Consider the following 16888-nt stretch of genomic DNA (forward strand, 5'->3'; position numbering starts at 1 on the left):
CTCTGATGGGCCCAGCATGGAGCGCAATATATTGAGCCGCATTCACCTCACTTTGGCCGCGAGCGTGCCGGACTGGCCCGCAGCAAGACGATCAAGCGCGATTCTCCTCAAGGAGGGTCAAAGGCCCTCATCTCACCATTGGCACCGCATTGTTGAGATCGCGGAAACGTCCTCTATCCCGCCATCACCCTGGCGGCACGCGTCACAATGTCCGTGCTGTCAGGTCCGGCATCGAGGTGTGGATGAGATTTATCGTGAAGTGATCGCGCTCCTCAATGCCGCTGAACCGCTGCCGAGAGAGCTTGTCTATGTGGCGTCTCGAAATTTACTGGCGTCGTTACGTGCGGGCATCGCGGCGCAACCTATGCTTGCATCGCGTGTCGCGCTTGATATGCCGGGTTCTTAGTGGGTTTTGTGGCGCTCACATTACGAATTTAAAGTTAATGTGACAATCCTGACACTGTGTTTTCTCACTCGAGAGCCCTATTTTGTGCTATAGGCCGCTTTGCAGATGCGCGCATTTGTTTTAGGAGCGGCATCTTATAAATCCCAAGTGAGTGTTTCCGCGTTTTTCATTGCATCGTATGAGGGCAATTGGTGGATCAGACTGGTAAACAAACTGGATTAACGGGCGAGGCAAGTCCGGCTTATATCCGGATACGTGCAGCCATGGCCGCCGCAAAATTCCACGGTATCGAGCTCGATATCAAGGATTTCGCGGCTGAACCCGGTGAAACATCTCCCTCTCCGGCGACGCTTGCGCGGTGGCTTAATGATTTTGGTGCTGTCGCCAAAGGAATGCGCATTAAATGGCGCTTTCTTGTGCGGATGTATAACACGCCTCCCGTGGTGCTGATGCTGCGTGACGGTTCCGCGGCCCTCATGGTGCGCGTTGACCCGGAGCGCAATATCGTCTGGCTTCGTGACCCGCTTGCGCCTGAAAACGCGACACCCGTCCCGGTCGATGAATTACGCCTATCCGAGGTATGGACGGGGGATATCCTGCTCGTCAAACGCCGCCGTGACCTTTCCGAGGCCGATGCGCGCTTTGATATGATGTGGTTCGCGAAGATCGTTCTGCGGGAGAAAGTCAGTCTCCGCAACATCATCTTCGCTTCGATGATACTGGCCGTTCTTCAGATCTTTCCCGCCCTGATTGTGATGCAGGTGGTGGATCGCGTCGTCAATTATCACTCGACCGCGACTTTGATTTCGATCACCGGTATCGTGGTGATACTCACTTTCTACGAAATTATGCTGACTTACGCGCGTCGGGAACTGACTCTTGTCATGACGACACGGGTGGATGCGCGCATCTCTTTGCACGCATTCAACCGCCTTCTCTCCCTCCCACTTGAATTTTACGAGCGAGAGCAGACGGGTCGTGTGATTGGCCGTTATATGGCCCTCTATCGCGTGCGCGACTTCCTGACAGGCAAGCTGCTTTCAACGTTTCTCGATATGTTCACACTGTTCGTGATTCTGCCCGTCCTTTTTTACATGAGCACGACGCTCGCGTGGATGACCCTCGCCTGTGCGGGGCTGATCGGCTTGATTGTCGTCGTCTTCCTGCCGCCCATGACGCGCGTTTACACGAAGATGGTTGATGCGGAGATGGAGCGGGGCTCCGTCCTTTATGAAACCGTCGCGGGTATTCGGACCATTAAAACCCTCGCGTTGGAGCAGACAAGGCGGGAGAAATGGGACGAGACGACCGCCAATGTCATCCGCTGGAAGCTCGCTTCGGGCCGTATGTCGAACTGGCCCGCCACACTTGTGATGCCGCTTGATATGTTTATCAATCGCGGGATCATCCTTGTCGGGGCCTATCTGGCCCTCAAGACAAATAGCGGTGTCGGTGTCGGTGCGCTTCTGGCCTTCATGATGCTGGGCTCACGCGTCGCGTCGCCACTCGTCAGCCTCGCCAAAATCCTCGAAGACGTCAATCAGGTGACGACCTCACTCAATGAAGCGGGTATCGTCCTGAATCAGCCGACGGAAACGAAAGCGCTCACAACCGGTATGCGTCCGATTCTACGCGGCGCGTTATCTTTCCAGAATGTCGATTTCACTTACCCCGGGTCTTCCAATAAGGCCCTCAACAACGTCACATTTGAAGTGCCAGCGGGGACAATGTTGGGACTTGTCGGGCGGTCAGGCTCCGGCAAATCCACCATTACGCGTCTCCTTCAGGGCGTCAGCCGGGGTTATACAGGTTTCCTCCGTCTGGACGCGCTAGAATTGCGGGAAATCAATCTGACGCATTTGCGGCGTTCTTTGGGCGTGGTCCTGCAGGATAACTTCCTCTTCAGAGGGTCGATTGCCGATAATATTGTTTCCGGTCGGCCCGGTTACACGATGAATGACGTGATCCGCGCCGCACGTCTGGCAGGCGCTGAGGAATTTATCGACCGTATGCCCGCAGGTTACGAAACCCAGATTGAGGAAGGCTCAACCAATATCTCGGGTGGTCAGCGTCAGCGCCTCGCCATCGCCCGCGCCGTGATCAGCGACCCGAAACTCATGATCCTCGATGAGGCGACCTCCGCCCTTGATCCGGAGAGTGAGGCCCTCGTGAACGCCAATCTGAAGCGCATCAGTCAGGGCCGCACGATGGTGATCGTTTCGCACCGACTTTCCTCTCTGGTGGATTGCGACATGATCTGCGTCATGGATCGCGGGCAGGTGATTGATGTCGCGCCCCATTCTGTCCTGCTGGAGCGCTGCGACGTTTATCGCACGCTCTGGATGCAGCAGAATCGTCATACACATCACCATGAATCCTCCGGATCGTCGGACAATGATTCCGGGCGCGATGTTTCTCCCGGGGGGAAAGAGAAATGAGTGACAAAGATATTGTTGAGCGGGAGCCCGAGAAGGAAAATGACGGCCCCGTCAATCCGATCGCGCCGCGTGAGGCTGACGACCCTTTCGCGCAACAGGATATGCCGCTCGCACTGCTAGAGTTCCACTCCCCGACGGCATCTCTCGTCAATATGCCACCTTCTCCGGCGGCGCTTTACATCATGTGGGTCGTGGGGGGGCTGTTTATCATGTGCTTCCTGGCCGCGGCTTTATTCCCCATGAATAAAATCGTCTCGACCCCCGGAAGGCTCGTCTCTGTCGAGCGCACCATCATCGTGCAGCCGCTTGAGACGTCCATTGTGCGCTCTGTTGACGTCAATATGGGCGATGTTGTGCAGAAGGGGCAGATCCTCGCACATCTTGATCCCACGATCACAACGGCGGATATCGGCGATAAACGCGCCCAGCGAGACGCTTATCAGGCGACAGTTAATCGCCTCAAGTCGGAGGCCGAAAGCAAGGAATATACGGCGGACATTAAAAACCCCTATTCCGTCAATGAGGCGGCCGCCTTCCTGAAAAGACGGCTCGAATTTGCGGCGAAGACCGAACAATATGAGCAGGAAATTGCTTCACTTCAGAGTCAGATCCAGGGTTATGTTGCCAGTGCCGCCATGTATCGAGGACGCGCAAATATTGGGGGTCAGATCCTCGAAATGCGCCAGAAACTTCAGAAGGAAGCTGTTGGAAGCCGCCTGATGACGCTGGGCGCGCAGGGTGAACTGATTGACGCGGAGCGTGCCCAGATTGAGGCGCAGCAAAATGCCAATGCGGCCAGGGCCAAACTTGCCGCAACACAGCAGGAACTCGCCGCGTTCAAGGAAAACTGGCTCGCCGACGTATACGCGAAACTGAGTGAAGCCCAGCACCGCTATGATGAGGCAGAGGCCGAATTTACAAAATCCAAATTGCGCAGTGAGCTGATTTTATTGCGGGCACCGGAGGATGGTGTTGTTCTGAACGTCGCAAAAGTTTCGGTCGGGGCGGTGGTGCAGGGGGCGCAGGTTCTCGTCAGTCTTGTCCCTACAGGCGCAGCGCTTGAAATGGAGGCGGTATTGCGTGGTCAGGATGCAGGTTTCGTGAAACTGGGTGACCACGCTTTACTCAAATTTTCCACCTTTCCCTATAATCAATATGGGGGCGCGGATGCCACCGTCCGCGTCATCAGTGCGGATACGTTTTCAAGTGAGGATGCCCCTCAGGACGTTGCTGGCGCGGCGGGGCGCGGTCAGTCACCACAATCCATGGCGAATGGCTTCTATCGCGTCCGTCTGCGGATTGATCGTTACACCCTGCATGGCGTGCCGTCCTTCTTTCATCCGATACCGGGTATGCCCGTCACGGCGAATATTCAGGTGGGCAAACGGACGATGCTGCAATATTTCTTCAATCGTTTGACAGCGGCAACTTCGTCAGGGCTGAGAGAGCCCTCGTAAAAAGGTCAAAGACGTTGAGGTAAAAGTCAGTGGCGATTTCTCCACGCTTGAACATGTTTGTCCCGAAGCCGCGGCGCCTGCAGAACGCGATCGCGCTTCTCGAAGAGGATGATCGCGCCGTCGAGGGGTTTTCCCGCCTCGCGACGCTGGCGGCAGAAGGTATGGTCGAGGCGCAATATCGCGTCGGGCGCGCCTACCTTGAGGCACGCGGCACGCCCTATCAATTTCGGGAAGGGGAGCGCTGGCTGCGCCGCGCTGCGGAGGTCGGCCATGTGGAGGCGCAGTATTTTCTCGCGATACTCTACCTCATCGGTTACCCGAAGGGCTTCGATCCCGCGCGTGACGATGTCTATAGCGGCGTCTCAATGGAGGAGCGGGTGCCCGACCTGGCCGGGGCGTTGCCCTGGGCCCTCAAAGCGGCTGAGGCCGGACATGTCGAGGCGGCGGGTCTTCTCGGTTATATTTATTCGTCCGGTCCGCATGATATCAAGGATGAGCAGAAAGCGCTCAAATGGTATAAAATTGCCAATGAAAAGGGCTCGCCGCAGGGAAGCCTTGGCCTCGGCATTGCGCGCCTCCAAACATCGCCGGATAAAACCGCCATCAGGCTGCTGCGCAAGGCGGCGGATGCCGGCCTGCCAACCGCCTATTTCTATCTTGGTTGGGTTTATGAACTCGGGATTATTGAGCCGAGCGACGATGGCCGCGCCGCGCGGAATTTTCACAAAGCGGCTGAAGGCGGCGTCACGGCGGCCGCCTTGCGTTACGGCGTTTACCTGCTCCATGGCCGCGGCGTCGAAAAAGACCTTTTTCAGGCCGAGACATGGCTCCGCCGTGCGGCGCTGAAAGGGGAGGCCGAGGCGGCTGCAATACTCGGCGACCTGAATATCCGTGGATTTGACCACGCCCCGAACTTTGAGGATGCAGGGGGGTGGTATCGCCTTGCGGCGGAGATGGGCCATGCAGCGGCGGCGCGCGGGCTTGCGCTTCTCTACCTCACCGGGTCCGGTGTCGAGCGGGATCTCGACCTCGCGGCGCAATGGTTCCACACGGCGGCGGAGATGGGCGATTCAGTCGCAAGTGCGGATTTCGGCAATCTGGCCCTGATTGGTGTCGGGTCGGAATCCCAGAAATCAGATCTGTTCAAGCGCTTCATGACTGAAGCTGAAGATGGGAGCCTGGTGGCGGCATTCAATCTTGGCGTCTGCCTGGCGCGAGGGGTGGGCACGGAGGAAAATCCGCAGGCGGCCATCCAATGGTTCAAGGTTGCGGCGAAGGGCGTTGTCAATGCGCAATACTGGCTGGGCCGCCTTTATGGCGGTGAATTCGGCGTCGAACCCGACCCGGCAGCTTCCGTCGAATGGCTGGAAAAAGCAGCCGATGCCGAAATGCCGGAGGCGCAGGTTGCGCTGGCCCAACTTCTCGTGACCGGAACATCTGTTCTGGGAGAAGATCACCCGCGTGCGCTTAAACTTTATCGATCAGCCGCGCAGCGTGGCAATGTCGATGGCATGTTCGGCCTCGGGGCGATGCTGGGCGGCGGCCATCATGTTGAGGAGCAAAATCGCGCGGAGGCGCAAAGCTGGTTTCGCCTCGCGGCGGAACGCGGTCACGGTCTGGCGCAATTAATGTTGGGCCGATATCTTGAGCGTGGCCTGGGCGGCGAGGTCAACCTGGCAGGCGCGCAGCTCTGGTACGAGCGCGCCGAGAAATCCGGTGTGCCGGAGGCGTCGCAGGCCCTTATCGCGTTAAATAAGTCGATGGTTGTCGATGCCGGATGACGGCCCTGCCCGACGAAAAAGGCCGCGGCCGCTTTTTACCGGATACGGCCATAAAGTCACGGCACGTCAGCGGGCGGATTGGAAGAGCTGGGCCGATCAGCGCGCCCAGATATCTTACCGACGGGGCACGGAGGCCGCCCTCTCAGGGGATCACAAGCAGGCCATATCATGGCTTGACCGCGCGGCCCGTATGGCGCCTGATGACCTCAACGTTGCCGCTGCGCGCGCCTTCGCTTATTTCGCTGCAGGGGATTGGGCGGCCGCCTGCGTGCAGCTCAGCATACTTGCGGACATCACGGCGTCGCCCCGCATCGCAGCCGCACTTGCAGTCACCTGGCTCAGATTGCGGCGGATTGACCAGGCATGCGCGGTCACTGAGGCGCTCCTTCACCAAAACGCGCCACCGCCCGAGATTTTCCCGACGGCAGATCTCGTAAGGCGACACGTCCTTAGAGCCGGGTGGTGCGGTGTCAGCAATAAGGGCGCTGTTATCGGGCAGAGCGATGCGTTGGTCAGCCTGAAACTGGATGATCATTTCATTGCGCAGAATGTCTCTCTGCCCTTCACCCTGCCTGAAAACTGGGTGGCGGCGACGCATCTTACCGTCCTGGCGGACAATAAGCCCCTCTTCGGCGCACCTATCGATTTGCAGGCCATCCGGCAGTCAGAAGGTTTTGTCACCTGCAAAAATGGGAAATTAGAGGGTTGGATCTGGTATCCTCATGACCCTGAAACCCCGGCCGAGATTTTGATCAGAATCGAGGGTCATACGCATCATATCCTGCCGCGGGAAGATGCGGGTAACATTAATCGTTACGCGATGTTTCGCACCGCCCGGCGATTCACTTTTCCGATGACATCGATCCCGCGCGATGCGCGGATCGACGTGACGGACCGATATGGGCGCCATTTGATGGGAAGCCCGGTCACGCCAGCGCTGCGGGCCCTGTTGGGCACGCGTCCTCCCCGTGTGCCGCCTGGCGATGCAAGGCTTTCCGTGTCATCGACGCGCGCAAGGTCGCGGGAGAGACGGGAAGCCTGTCTCGTCATCATCCCTGTTTATCGCGGCCTGGCGGAAAGCCGCGCCTGTATCAAATCCGTGCTGGATGCGCGCACCGATGATCTGGAAATTCTCGTTATCAATGATGCGACCCCGGACCCACAATTGCGGGAGGCGCTGCATCTTTTAGCCGCCTCTGGCGACATCACCCTCCTGACGCATGCTGAAAATCAGGGGTTTGTTGCAAGCGTGAATGCGGGGCTGAAGCAGGCCGCGGGGCGGGACGTCATTTTATTGAATAATGACGCGAAGTTTTTCAGTGATGGCGTGCGCCGCCTGCGCGAGGCGCTGCAAAGTGCCGCGGATGTCGGGACGGCCACGCCCTTCTCAAACCACGCGACAATTTTCTCCCTGCCAGACGCGGATAAGCCCAATCCCTTCCCTTCTCCGGCGCGTGGCGCTTTTCTGGACCGTATCTTATCGGCGAGCCGCTTTGTACCCGGCCTCGATGTGCCCACGGCACATGGGTTCTGCATGGCGATCAAGAGCGCATGTCTTGAGGAAACAGGCCTGTTCCGGGACGCGCTCTTCGCGCAAGGTTATGGGGAGGAAAATGATTTCTGCCTGCGCGCATCCGGCCTGGGATGGCGTCATATCGCGGCGACACGAGTCTATGTGGCGCATCATGGCAGCCTGTCATTTAAAGGCGCGCGAGATGACCTTTTGGCGCGCAACCTCAAACTGATCGAAAAATTGCATCCGGGTTACCTCGCCACTATCGACGCTTTCATTGAAAAAGACCCGCTCGCGGCTTTCCGCAACGACGTCATCGCGCGCGCGATCATGGCAACATGGCAGGAAGCCCCGCGACGCACCGCGATATTAGTGACGCATGATGCGGGTGGGGGTGTCGAACGCATCGTCAAGGACCGCGCTCAGTGGTTCCAGGGTCAAGGCCTGTCGACGCTGATCATCCGACCACATTATGAGGGATGTCGCGTGTCGCGTTTCGGTGGCGATGATGGCGACGTCATTTACCGCCTGCCGGAGAGTTGGGGGGATTTGGTAAAGTTCCTCAAGGAAATGTCACCTGCGCTCGTCGAGATCCATCATATGGTGGGTCATGCCGCGATCATGCATCGATTACCGCGCGATCTTGACGTGTCGAGCGATATTTACGTGCATGATTATGCGTGGTTCTGCCCGCGTGTCACGCTCCTCAGTGTCGGAAACCGTTATTGTGGAGAGCCGGATCTGGAGGGTTGTCAGAAATGCGTGGACCGATTAGGTGACCTGACGGGAGAAAATCTCCCCGTGGCGGCGCGCGTGGCGCGCTCTGACGCCTTGTTACGCGGGGCGCGCCGCGTTGTAGCACCGTGCGATGATACGGCCAAACGCATGATGCGGCATTTTGTCAGCGTGCCCGTTATTGTCATCTCGCCGCGCGACCTGCCCATAATGCCGGATCGTCCTGTGCCCCGGCGGAAGAGAGACGAAGCCGTGCGCATCTGTGTGGTCGGCGCGATTGGCAAGGATAAGGGTTACGATGTGATCCTGACGTTGGCGCGTTATGCCCAGCGCACGCACCGCGCGCTCGATATTCTCATCGTTGGGCATAGCGTTGATGATGATCGCCTCCTTGCGACAGGTAAAGTTCAGGTGACGGGTGAGTATAAAAATGATGAGGAAGCCCTCGGCCTGATTAAGGCGTTTCAACCGCATTGGGGTTTTCTGCCTTCCATTTGGCCGGAGACCTGGTGTTTTGCGTTAAGTCTTTTGATGGCGAAAATTTCGAGGATTGCAGTATTTGACATAGGGGCGCAGGCGGAGCGGATGCGTCAGGTTCACGGCGCCGTGATTCTGCCTCTGGACATTGATGTTTCACGATTGGCCGACATGTTTCAACCGCTATCGGAAGGGGCGTCAGGCGATGGCTTTGAAACGCCCGAAAATGGAGGAAAATAATTTCTTAACGGCGTCTTGTATTGGGGCCGCAATCAGCTATCACTTATTTTGGATGCCGCTGTTAACGCGCGGGGTTTAACAAGTCAGTCAGGAAGGTTTGTCATGCCGAACGGTTCGGAATCAGGGAAATCGATCGTACAGATACAGTCTAATGCATCTTTGATGACTTTTGATGCAGGCCTCTATTGTATTTTCATGAGTAAGCCGGTGGAGCATTTCGCCGCTCCCGGTTTTCCGGCTGTCAAAGTGACGCAGGCGCCGAATATTCCGCAAGGTCTCGTTACGATCTCAGGGCTTGATGAAGACGGCATTATCAGCAACCCGGGCGGCGCGGCACTCGTGCGGGTCAATCGGGGCCCGGCGCAGGTGCTGGTCACGACATATAGCCTCCCCAATGACACGACTGAAATCCCGGATGTGCAGGTGGCGCGTTTGAGTGGCCCCGTCATTCGCCCGGCAGAAGAGGGCGCTGCATCCGATATCGCAAGCGGCGCGCATCCCGGCGCGCAGAACATGCCGGAGATTTCGGCCCATATCCGGTCCCAGGGGACGTTACCGGAAGTTTCGGAAATTGGGTCGGTGAGCCGGGGAGCAAGCAATGGATTGAGGGCTTCGGCCTGTCGCCGAAAAAAGACATCGCACCTGAGGATATTGAATATCAGGCGATGTTGGGAAAAGGTTGGCTGTCACCCTGGGTGGAGGGCGGCACTTTCTGCGGTTCCCGCGGGATGGCGCTGCCCATTCTGGGGCTGCGTGTCCGCCTGAGAAACGCGGCGGCAGAAAATTTCGCCGTGATGGTCGAGGCTTACTTCGTCGATGGGTCACAGGTTGAGAGAACCAACGCGGATGCGGTCATTTCCGCTGAAAGCCATGCCGCGCTGGAGGCTTTCAAACTCGATATCGTCCCGCTGAAAGCCGTGGGCAAAGGCGCGTCTCCCGTAGCAGGGCGCGGACGGAAAAAAACCGCCTGACCGCGACACGCGCATTTTCCGCGACGCTCATGACCCTGATGGGAAGGGTCGGTGCGGATGAATGCGCCTGTAATTTCGCAGAACAGGCTCCAAGCTGAGACCCAGGACGAACAAAACGTGCGCTTTCTCTTCATCCATCAGAATTTTCCCGGTCAGTTTCTGCATATTATTCGCCATTTGGGACGAAATCCGGAGAATGAGATTGTTTTCATTTCGGAAGTCAATGAATCCGCGATTGAAAATGTCCGCCGCGTGCTTTACCGCATCGCGCGTGCGCCGGAGGTCAGGTCGATGCCCGGGCTGCATGAATATGAGCTCGGCCTACTCCGCGCGGAGGCCGTGGCCCGTGCGGCGCGTAACCTGAAAGCACTCGGCTTCACCCCCGACGTGATTATCGGGCATCATGGTTGGGGTGAATTGCTGGACATCAAAGATGTTTACCCAAATACGCCGCTCCTCGGCTATTTTGAATTCTTCTATCACACCAAAGGTTACGATGTTGATTTTGACCCCGAATTCCCTTTGGAGGCGGATTTACTTCCGGTCGTGCGACAGAAAAACGCCGTCAATTTACTGGCGCTCAATCTGAATGAGCATGGGCAGACACCAACCGACTTCCAGCTGAAAACCTATCCATCCTGGGCGCGTCCGCAGATCAATCTGATCAGGGAAGGGGTCAATCTCAAACATTGTCGGCCTGACCCGAATGCGGCGCGGCGTCCGCTAGAAATTAACGGGCATATTTTTGCGCCCGAGAAAAAACTCGTCACTTACGTCGCGCGCAACCTTGAGCCTTACCGGGGTTTCCATAGTTTCATGCGTGCTTTGCCGCGCCTTCTGGCGGAAAGGCCGGATGTGGAAGTCGCGATTGTCGGCGGGGACAGCGTCAGTTACGGTCGCCTGCCAGGGAAGGGTTTCCCCAATTGGCGTGAAGCTCTTCTGGCCGAATTGGGGGGCAGGCTCGACCTGACACGCACGCATTTCCTCGGGCAGGTCACTTACCCGCTTTACCTGAAGTTACTTCAACGATCAGATGCGCATATCTATCTAACCTATCCCTTCGTCGCCTCCTGGTCCCTTCGTGAAGCGCTCGCCATTGGCTGCCCGATTGTCGGGAGTGACACCCAACCCGTGCGGGAATTCATTAAAAATGGGGAGACGGGCCTTCTGACATCCTGCCTTGATCCGGATGCAATCACAGGCAGTATCCTCCAGATTTTAACCGATCGGGAATTATCGAATAAACTGAGTCGGAATGCCCGGCGTGAGGCTGAGGCGCATCTCGATCTCGATGTCTACCTCAATCATTATGAGCGTATCATCTCGGACGTCGCGCGCTTCTAAAAATGCACGGGAGGTCACGCCGCAACGTGACCGGTCTGAGTTTCTTCCGCCTCATCTCGTAGCAGGAAGGGGCGTCGGGCCGTCCTTTTTTCCGCCCGCATCAGGAAAGAGGTCAGGCGAGGCCGGAAGGGACTCTCGCCGACCTTGATGGGCAGATATTATTTCCGCGCTGCTTCATGCGCTGCGATGATAATCTTTTTGGCCTCCTCCGGTCCGGCCCATCCGGTGATTTTAACCCATTTGCCACTTTCGAGATCTTTATAACGCTCAAAAAAGTGTGAGATGGCGCTGCGGGTAATGACGGGCAAATCGTCGATCGTTTTAACGTCGCTATATTGTGTATGGATTTTGTCATGGGGGACGCAGATGATTTTCTCATCCTGACCGCTCTCATCCTCCATTTTCAACATACCAACGGGACGCACGCGGATCACCGCGCCGGGGCTGATCGGGCCGGGCGCAAGGACAAGGGCATCGGCCGGGTCACCATCCGCCGCCAATGTGCCGGGGATAAACCCGTAAGCAGCCGGGTAACTCATGGATGTGAAGAGAAAGCGATCCACGAAGACAGCGCCGCTTTCCTTATCCACCTCATATTTGACGGATGACCCCTCCGGGATTTCAATAACGACGTAAATATCGTCCGGCATGTTTTTGCCTGTCGGGATTTTTGAGAGATCCATGGAGAGCGTCCTGTCTTACGTTGGAATGGCGGAAATTTAAGCCTCTTTTACCCTTAGTCAGAAGGCTTGCACAGACGGATTTTCAGTCCGCGCCTCGATGGCGGTCCGAATGGCCGAGATCTCTGTCAGGAAAGAGCACATCGCGCACGCGCTGCTTCAGTTGTTTCGCCTCCGGGAAGCCCCCATCGGCCTTGCGCTCCCAGATCACGTGATGATCGATCATGATCTCGAACCTTCCACCATGGTCGGGCCTTAGGGCGACCTCCGCGAGCTCTTCTCCGAAAGTCTGCAGCAATTCCTGCGCGAGCCAGGCAGCCCGCAGCAGCCAATGACATTGCGTGCAGTAATAGATGGCCACGTGACCTGTTTTCGACGTCATCATCATGATCATTCCCTTAATCAGGCGAAGGCGATGCCGTGGGAGGACGACAAATCCGCGCAACGCCTTCAGCTTTATTATGCGCAAAAATATCTCTGAAATGCACTTAATCGCTTGCAAAGATCTGCAAACTGCGCAATTTCGGGACCACCTAGGCGCCTGTAGCTCAACTGGTTAGAGCAGGCCGCTCATAACGGCTTGGTTGCGGGTTCGAGTCCTGCCGGGCGCATAGGTTTTCCGCCGCATTATTCCGTATGATGCACTCTTCTTCATGCGGCATGTCCAATTTTCTTGATCGGGGGTCCTGACGTGGCTTCGTACCAATATGTATATGTCATGAAGGACCTCACCAAGTCTTATCCCGGCGGGAGAGAGGTATTTAAGGGCATCACCCTGTCCTTCCTCCCCGGCGTGAAGATCGGCGTGCTCGGTGTCAATGGCGCCGGTAAATCCACCCTTCTGAAAATCATGGCCGGGATTGAGAAGGAATATGGGGGTGAAGCCTGGGCCGCTGAAGGCGCGCGCATCGGCTATCTGGAGCAAGAGCCAAAGCTGGATGAAACGCTGACGGTTGGGGAGAATGTGGCGCAGGGCTTCGGTGCCCTCAAAAAAGCGGTGGATCGCTTCAACGAAATTTCCATGAAATTCGCGGAGTCAATGGGCGATGAGGAGATGAACGCCCTCCTCGCAGAGCAAGCTGAGTTGCAGGAAGCGATTGATGCTGGTGATGGGTGGGAGCTTGATCGCAAGCTGGAAATCGCGCTTGACGCGCTGCGCTGCCCGCCCGCGGAGAGTCCCGTTTCCAACCTCTCAGGTGGGGAGCGGCGGCGCGTGGCGCTTTGCCGCCTCTTGCTTGAAAAACCCGACCTGCTCCTTCTGGATGAGCCAACAAACCATCTGGATGCGGAAAGTGTTGCCTGGCTCGAAAAAACCCTGCGCGATTATGCAGGCACCGTCATGGTCATCACCCATGACCGTTACTTCCTCGATAATGTGACCAACTGGATTCTCGAAATCGAGCGCGGGCGGGGTTACCCGTTTGAGGGCAATTATTCCTCCTGGTTAACGCAGAAGCGGAAGCGACTGGCGCAGGAGGAAAAAGAGGAAAGCGCCCGTCAACGCGCCCTCGCGGCGGAGCAGGACTGGATCAACGCCTCCCCCAAAGCACGTCAGGCGAAGAGCAAGGCCCGTATCACCAAATATGAGGAAATGCTCGCAGCCAGTCAGGAGCGTGTTGGCGGCACGGCGGATATCGTCATTACGCCCGGCCCGCGCCTTGGCGGGACCGTCATAGAGGCTGAAAATCTGACGAAGGGCTTTGGTGATCGCCTCCTCATTGATAATCTCAGCTTCAAACTCCCCCCAGGGGGCATTGTCGGTGTGATCGGGCCGAACGGCGCGGGCAAATCCACGCTTTTCCGCATGATTACCGGGCAGGAACATCCCGACACAGGCAGCTTGAAAGTCGGAGACACCGTTAAACTCGGCTATGTCGACCAGTCGCGCGATTCGCTCGCGGATGATAAAACGGTCTGGGAGGAAATTTCCGGCGGGACGGACGTGATCCATCTCGGCAAGCGCGCCGTGCCGTCACGTGCTTATGTCGGTGCTTTCAATTTTAAAGGTGCCGACCAGCAGAAGCGTGTCGGCGTTCTGTCCGGTGGTGAGCGGAACCGCGTTCACCTTGCGAAAATGCTGAAGACAGACAGTAATGTCATTTTGCTGGACGAACCCACCAACGATCTCGACGTCGATACTCTGCGTGCTCTTGAGGACGCGCTCGCGGATTATGCGGGCTGTGCCGTGGTGATCTCGCATGATCGCTGGTTCCTCGACAGGCTCGCGACGCATATTCTCGCTTTTGAGGGCGACAGTCATGTTGAGTGGTTTGAGGGGAATTTCCAGGATTATGAGGAAGACAAAAGGCGTCGCCTCGGTCCGGAAGCGACGGAGCCGAGCCGCATCCGATATCGCCCCCTCGCACGCTGATCAAAGCGCGCGCGGACGCTGTCACGACACGTTCCGCCTTTCTCCCGCATTTCGACATGGCACGAAATCGGAAATTTAAAGGCGGAGATGTTGTGACGGGTGCCCGGCATCCAACGTCGACGCGTGCCGCAGCGGCGTCAGACCCATATTGAGCCGATGAGCCCATTGCGCACCATCCGCACGCAGCGCCTCTTCCTGCGTCCCGTATCCTGGCAGGATCTCGCCGATCTCCGGCGGCTTAAAGGGAGTGCCGCGTCCTTCGGGCGGATGCTGGGCGGTGTGCGGACGCCAGGGCAGGTGGAGGCGGAACTCGCGGAAGATATGGCCTTCTGGGCGCGCCGCAAAATCGGAATTTTTTCAATATTGGAAAAAGGGGTTTTTGTCGGCCTGACCGGTTTTCATGAAAGGCCGGACGGACGCGGGATCGGGCTTCGTTTCGCGCTCTTCCCCCATTTACAGGGGCGCGGCCTCGCGCGGGAAGCCGCGGGCGCCGCCCTTTCCTACGCACGCACGGCCGGGATCCATCGGGTTATCGCTGTCGCAAGCGCGGATAATCTCGCCTCACAAACGGTCCTCCGCTCAATCGGGATGCGACAATGTGAAATCTTCCAACGTGATGGACGTGAAATGCGCGTTTACGAGGCGGTGCTCGACCAGAAATAAAACGGCGCGCAGGGAGGGCCGCGCGCCGTTCAAGAGATGATGGTCAGAAAATGCTGATAATCAACGGTGTCGGGAAATCTGACGTTCAAGGGCGGCAATCAGCGTCTCGATTTTACCACCATTGCGGGCAAGGTAGGACGAGTAATCCTGACGCTGGGTCAGGCGCATACTCGTACCTTCACCCATGAGATCAACGATTTTGAACCCGTCATGATCCACCACGAGCACCTGCATATTCGCGACAGGCTGATGTGGGCGCATGATTTTTGCGCTGACGACAGTGCCATTGCCGTTCGATGAGGGGAGGCTGCCCGTCACCTCAAGCGAGACACCGCGATATTGGCCGATTTTCTCGGACACGGCGTTGACGAGCACCTGATTGAACAATTCGAGGTAACGGGCTCTCTCCGCTGGTGTGGCAATGCGCCAATAGCGTCCGAGGCAGAATTTGCCGATGGCTTCGATATCGACGTTTTTCTGCACCAGAGGCAGGATGGCTTTCTTCTTGGCCGCCATGGACTGGTCACTATTGACGACGGCCACGACCTGACCCCCGAAATCACTGACAAAGTGGGAGGCGTCTTTATCGAGGGCAGATGCCTGTGGCGCGCAAAGCGCAAACAAGCCTGAAACCGCAAGAATGCAAACTGAAAGTCTGCGGAGTTTGGAGAGCTTCATTGAATGCGGTCCTCAATCAATACCAATTTGGAACGGTAGCGCGGTGATCATTGCGTAAAGCTTCAACCTGGCTGGCGCGATTTTGCTGCCATGCACTGCGAAGAAACGCATACGGGTCCAGAGAGTCTTGCTCAAGGTGATCAAGTGAGTCGATCTGGTTCGCAAAATTATTAAAGGCCCCCGTGACATTGTAGCCCCAATTGAAGGTCAGGAGGTAATAGCCGCGCGGCACATAATTAATGGGGGACAGGCCCTGTGCGATGGCGAAGCCCGACGCATCGCGGAACGTATTGGGACCAACCCCGGGAAGGAAGAGATACGGGCCGCTTGGCACGCCCCATGAGGCCAGCGTCAGGCCCGGGTCACTGTCATGATGCGGATAGCCAACCGAACTCGCCACGTCGAAGATGCCTGCAAGACCGACTGTCATATTGATGACATATCGCGTGAAGTCATCCCCGGCACGGCGCGGCTTGCCAGCACCCACATCACTGAAGAACACGGAGGGCATATACCAGGTTTCATTAATGCTGCCGATCGCATTGCGAACGGGACGCGGCACCGCCCATGCCCAAGCCTTGCCGAGTGGCCGCAATGCTTTGTGGTAGGCCCACATGTTGATGTCATACATCTTGCGGTTCACTGGCTCGTAGGGGTCGTTGGCTTCCTTGTAATCAGCAAGTGCTTCCGGGTCTTTGGGTGGATCAACACGCCAGGACGCGCATCCATTGAGGAACAGCGCAACGGCCATACCGGTTATCGCTGTCTTGAAAGAATAAAACCGACGGAAAATCGTCGCGAATTTCAAACGTCTTCCAACGATGGGAGGGTAATATTGATCACAGGAATTTGTCATTCGGGTCCTCTAATCGTGGGGAAGACAACGGCATTGTAAACGAGTCTTTCCGTCACTTGGATGCATTTTGCCACCCAGCAAGTCAAAATTGGCGTCTTCGCCCCCAGATTTCATACATCACGATGATGCGCAGACGTCGGTTGACGGCGCCAGGTCCGTTTATAACGGAATCCAGGATAGAGCATCGATGCTAAATAACTGTTTAGTGCGGATCTACACTTTCAAACAAGATACCACAATTGCGAAAGCCTCAAAATATGTGGTGCCGTGGTACGAAG

The 16888-nt window shown here is 57.0% G+C and carries 14 protein-coding genes and 1 tRNA gene; 11 read left to right on the top strand and 4 right to left on the bottom strand.

Annotated features, from left to right (window positions below; translation table 11 throughout):
- The first annotated feature begins 16 nt into the window (after positions 1 to 16).
- The 8 genes from CGLAMM_RS08455 to CGLAMM_RS08490 all read left to right on the top strand — a co-directional run bounded on the left by CGLAMM_RS08455 (position 17) and on the right by CGLAMM_RS08490 (position 11362).
- Positions 17 to 406: a hypothetical protein gene (locus CGLAMM_RS08455; RefSeq protein ID WP_394818596.1), complete on the top strand. Its 390-nt coding sequence runs from the start codon at positions 17 to 19 to the stop codon at positions 404 to 406.
- Between the two features lie 263 nt (positions 407 to 669).
- Positions 670 to 2844, top strand: coding sequence for a peptidase domain-containing ABC transporter (locus CGLAMM_RS08460; protein WP_418115643.1), 2175 nt, complete (start codon positions 670 to 672; stop codon positions 2842 to 2844).
- Positions 2841 to 4301, top strand: coding sequence for an HlyD family type I secretion periplasmic adaptor subunit (locus CGLAMM_RS08465; protein WP_394818594.1), 1461 nt, complete (start codon positions 2841 to 2843; stop codon positions 4299 to 4301). The genes CGLAMM_RS08460 and CGLAMM_RS08465 overlap by 4 nt, the downstream gene beginning before the upstream one ends.
- Positions 4302 to 4354: 53 nt before the next feature.
- The gene (locus tag CGLAMM_RS08470; RefSeq protein WP_418115598.1) at positions 4355 to 6082 is read left to right on the top strand and encodes a tetratricopeptide repeat protein; all 1728 of its coding nucleotides are present in this window, start codon (positions 4355 to 4357) and stop codon (positions 6080 to 6082) included.
- A complete protein-coding gene (locus tag CGLAMM_RS08475) occupies positions 6072 to 9047 on the top strand; it encodes a glycosyltransferase (RefSeq protein ID WP_394818592.1) in 2976 nt (991 codons plus the stop codon). Before CGLAMM_RS08470 ends, CGLAMM_RS08475 begins: the two co-directional genes overlap by 11 nt.
- A gap of 195 nt (positions 9048 to 9242) precedes the next feature.
- Positions 9243 to 9812: a hypothetical protein gene (locus tag CGLAMM_RS08480; RefSeq protein ID WP_418115645.1), complete on the top strand. Its 570-nt coding sequence runs from the start codon at positions 9243 to 9245 to the stop codon at positions 9810 to 9812.
- Positions 9713 to 10018: a hypothetical protein gene (locus CGLAMM_RS08485; protein WP_418115599.1), complete on the top strand. Its 306-nt coding sequence runs from the start codon at positions 9713 to 9715 to the stop codon at positions 10016 to 10018. Before CGLAMM_RS08480 ends, CGLAMM_RS08485 begins: the two co-directional genes overlap by 100 nt.
- 117 nt (positions 10019 to 10135) lie before the next feature.
- Positions 10136 to 11362 (top strand): glycosyltransferase, encoded by a 1227-nt coding sequence (locus tag CGLAMM_RS08490; RefSeq protein ID WP_394818590.1) that lies wholly within the window; start codon positions 10136 to 10138, stop codon positions 11360 to 11362.
- Positions 11363 to 11520: 158 nt separating this feature from the next.
- On the opposite strand, the gene ppa is transcribed toward CGLAMM_RS08490, so the two are convergent.
- Both ppa and CGLAMM_RS08500 read right to left on the bottom strand, forming a co-directional pair.
- The gene (gene ppa / locus CGLAMM_RS08495; RefSeq protein WP_394818589.1) at positions 11521 to 12045 is read right to left on the bottom strand and encodes an inorganic diphosphatase; all 525 of its coding nucleotides are present in this window, start codon (positions 12043 to 12045) and stop codon (positions 11521 to 11523) included.
- Positions 12046 to 12127: 82 nt separating this feature from the next.
- Positions 12128 to 12430 (bottom strand): Rdx family protein, encoded by a 303-nt coding sequence (locus CGLAMM_RS08500; protein WP_456316392.1) that lies wholly within the window; start codon positions 12428 to 12430, stop codon positions 12128 to 12130.
- A 149-nt stretch (positions 12431 to 12579) separates the two neighbouring features.
- On the opposite strand from CGLAMM_RS08500, the gene CGLAMM_RS08505 reads away from it, so the two are divergent.
- The 3 genes from CGLAMM_RS08505 (at position 12580) to CGLAMM_RS08515 (ending at position 15076) form a co-directional block, all read left to right on the top strand.
- Positions 12580 to 12653, top strand: a tRNA-Ile gene (locus CGLAMM_RS08505).
- 80 nt (positions 12654 to 12733) lie between these two features.
- Complete coding sequence (gene ettA, locus CGLAMM_RS08510) at positions 12734 to 14413, top strand: energy-dependent translational throttle protein EttA (RefSeq protein WP_394818588.1); 1680 nt, start codon at positions 12734 to 12736, stop codon at positions 14411 to 14413.
- Between the two features lie 156 nt (positions 14414 to 14569).
- The gene (locus CGLAMM_RS08515) at positions 14570 to 15076 is read left to right on the top strand and encodes a GNAT family N-acetyltransferase (protein WP_394819067.1); all 507 of its coding nucleotides are present in this window, start codon (positions 14570 to 14572) and stop codon (positions 15074 to 15076) included.
- A 60-nt stretch (positions 15077 to 15136) separates the two neighbouring features.
- Here CGLAMM_RS08515 and CGLAMM_RS08520 read toward each other — a convergent pair whose 3' ends face one another.
- Both CGLAMM_RS08520 and CGLAMM_RS08525 read right to left on the bottom strand, forming a co-directional pair.
- Entirely contained in the window at positions 15137 to 15754 is a 618-nt protein-coding gene (locus tag CGLAMM_RS08520) for an MlaC/ttg2D family ABC transporter substrate-binding protein (protein ID WP_394818587.1), read from the bottom strand.
- 16 nt (positions 15755 to 15770) lie between these two features.
- The gene (locus CGLAMM_RS08525; protein WP_394819066.1) at positions 15771 to 16505 is read right to left on the bottom strand and encodes an MlaA family lipoprotein; all 735 of its coding nucleotides are present in this window, start codon (positions 16503 to 16505) and stop codon (positions 15771 to 15773) included.
- Positions 16506 to 16888: the final 383 nt, after the last annotated feature.

Origin of the sequence: Sorlinia euscelidii (assembly GCF_036452135.1) — a bacterium.
In the GTDB taxonomy this organism is placed as follows: Bacteria; Pseudomonadota; Alphaproteobacteria; order Acetobacterales; family Acetobacteraceae; genus Sorlinia; species Sorlinia euscelidii.

Excerpts from the sequence above, each read along its gene's own strand:
- CGLAMM_RS08525 (WP_394819066.1), bottom strand. The coding sequence starts at position 16,505 with ATGGCCGTTGCGCTGTTCCTCAATGGATGCGCGTCCTGGCGTGTTGAT.
- CGLAMM_RS08455 (WP_394818596.1), top strand. The coding sequence starts at position 17 with ATGGAGCGCAATATATTGAGCCGCATTCACCTCACTTTGGCCGCGAGC.
- CGLAMM_RS08520 (WP_394818587.1), bottom strand. The coding sequence starts at position 15,754 with ATGAAGCTCTCCAAACTCCGCAGACTTTCAGTTTGCATTCTTGCGGTT.
- CGLAMM_RS08470 (WP_418115598.1), top strand. The coding sequence starts at position 4,355 with ATGTTTGTCCCGAAGCCGCGGCGCCTGCAGAACGCGATCGCGCTTCTC.
- ppa (WP_394818589.1), bottom strand. The coding sequence starts at position 12,045 with ATGGATCTCTCAAAAATCCCGACAGGCAAAAACATGCCGGACGATATT.
- CGLAMM_RS08480 (WP_418115645.1), top strand. The coding sequence starts at position 9,243 with ATGAGTAAGCCGGTGGAGCATTTCGCCGCTCCCGGTTTTCCGGCTGTC.
- CGLAMM_RS08475 (WP_394818592.1), top strand. The coding sequence starts at position 6,072 with ATGCCGGATGACGGCCCTGCCCGACGAAAAAGGCCGCGGCCGCTTTTT.
- CGLAMM_RS08500 (WP_456316392.1), bottom strand. The coding sequence starts at position 12,430 with ATGATGATGACGTCGAAAACAGGTCACGTGGCCATCTATTACTGCACG.
- CGLAMM_RS08465 (WP_394818594.1), top strand. The coding sequence starts at position 2,841 with ATGAGTGACAAAGATATTGTTGAGCGGGAGCCCGAGAAGGAAAATGAC.
- CGLAMM_RS08485 (WP_418115599.1), top strand. The coding sequence starts at position 9,713 with ATGTTGGGAAAAGGTTGGCTGTCACCCTGGGTGGAGGGCGGCACTTTC.
- CGLAMM_RS08515 (WP_394819067.1), top strand. The coding sequence starts at position 14,570 with ATGAGCCCATTGCGCACCATCCGCACGCAGCGCCTCTTCCTGCGTCCC.
- CGLAMM_RS08460 (WP_418115643.1), top strand. The coding sequence starts at position 670 with ATGGCCGCCGCAAAATTCCACGGTATCGAGCTCGATATCAAGGATTTC.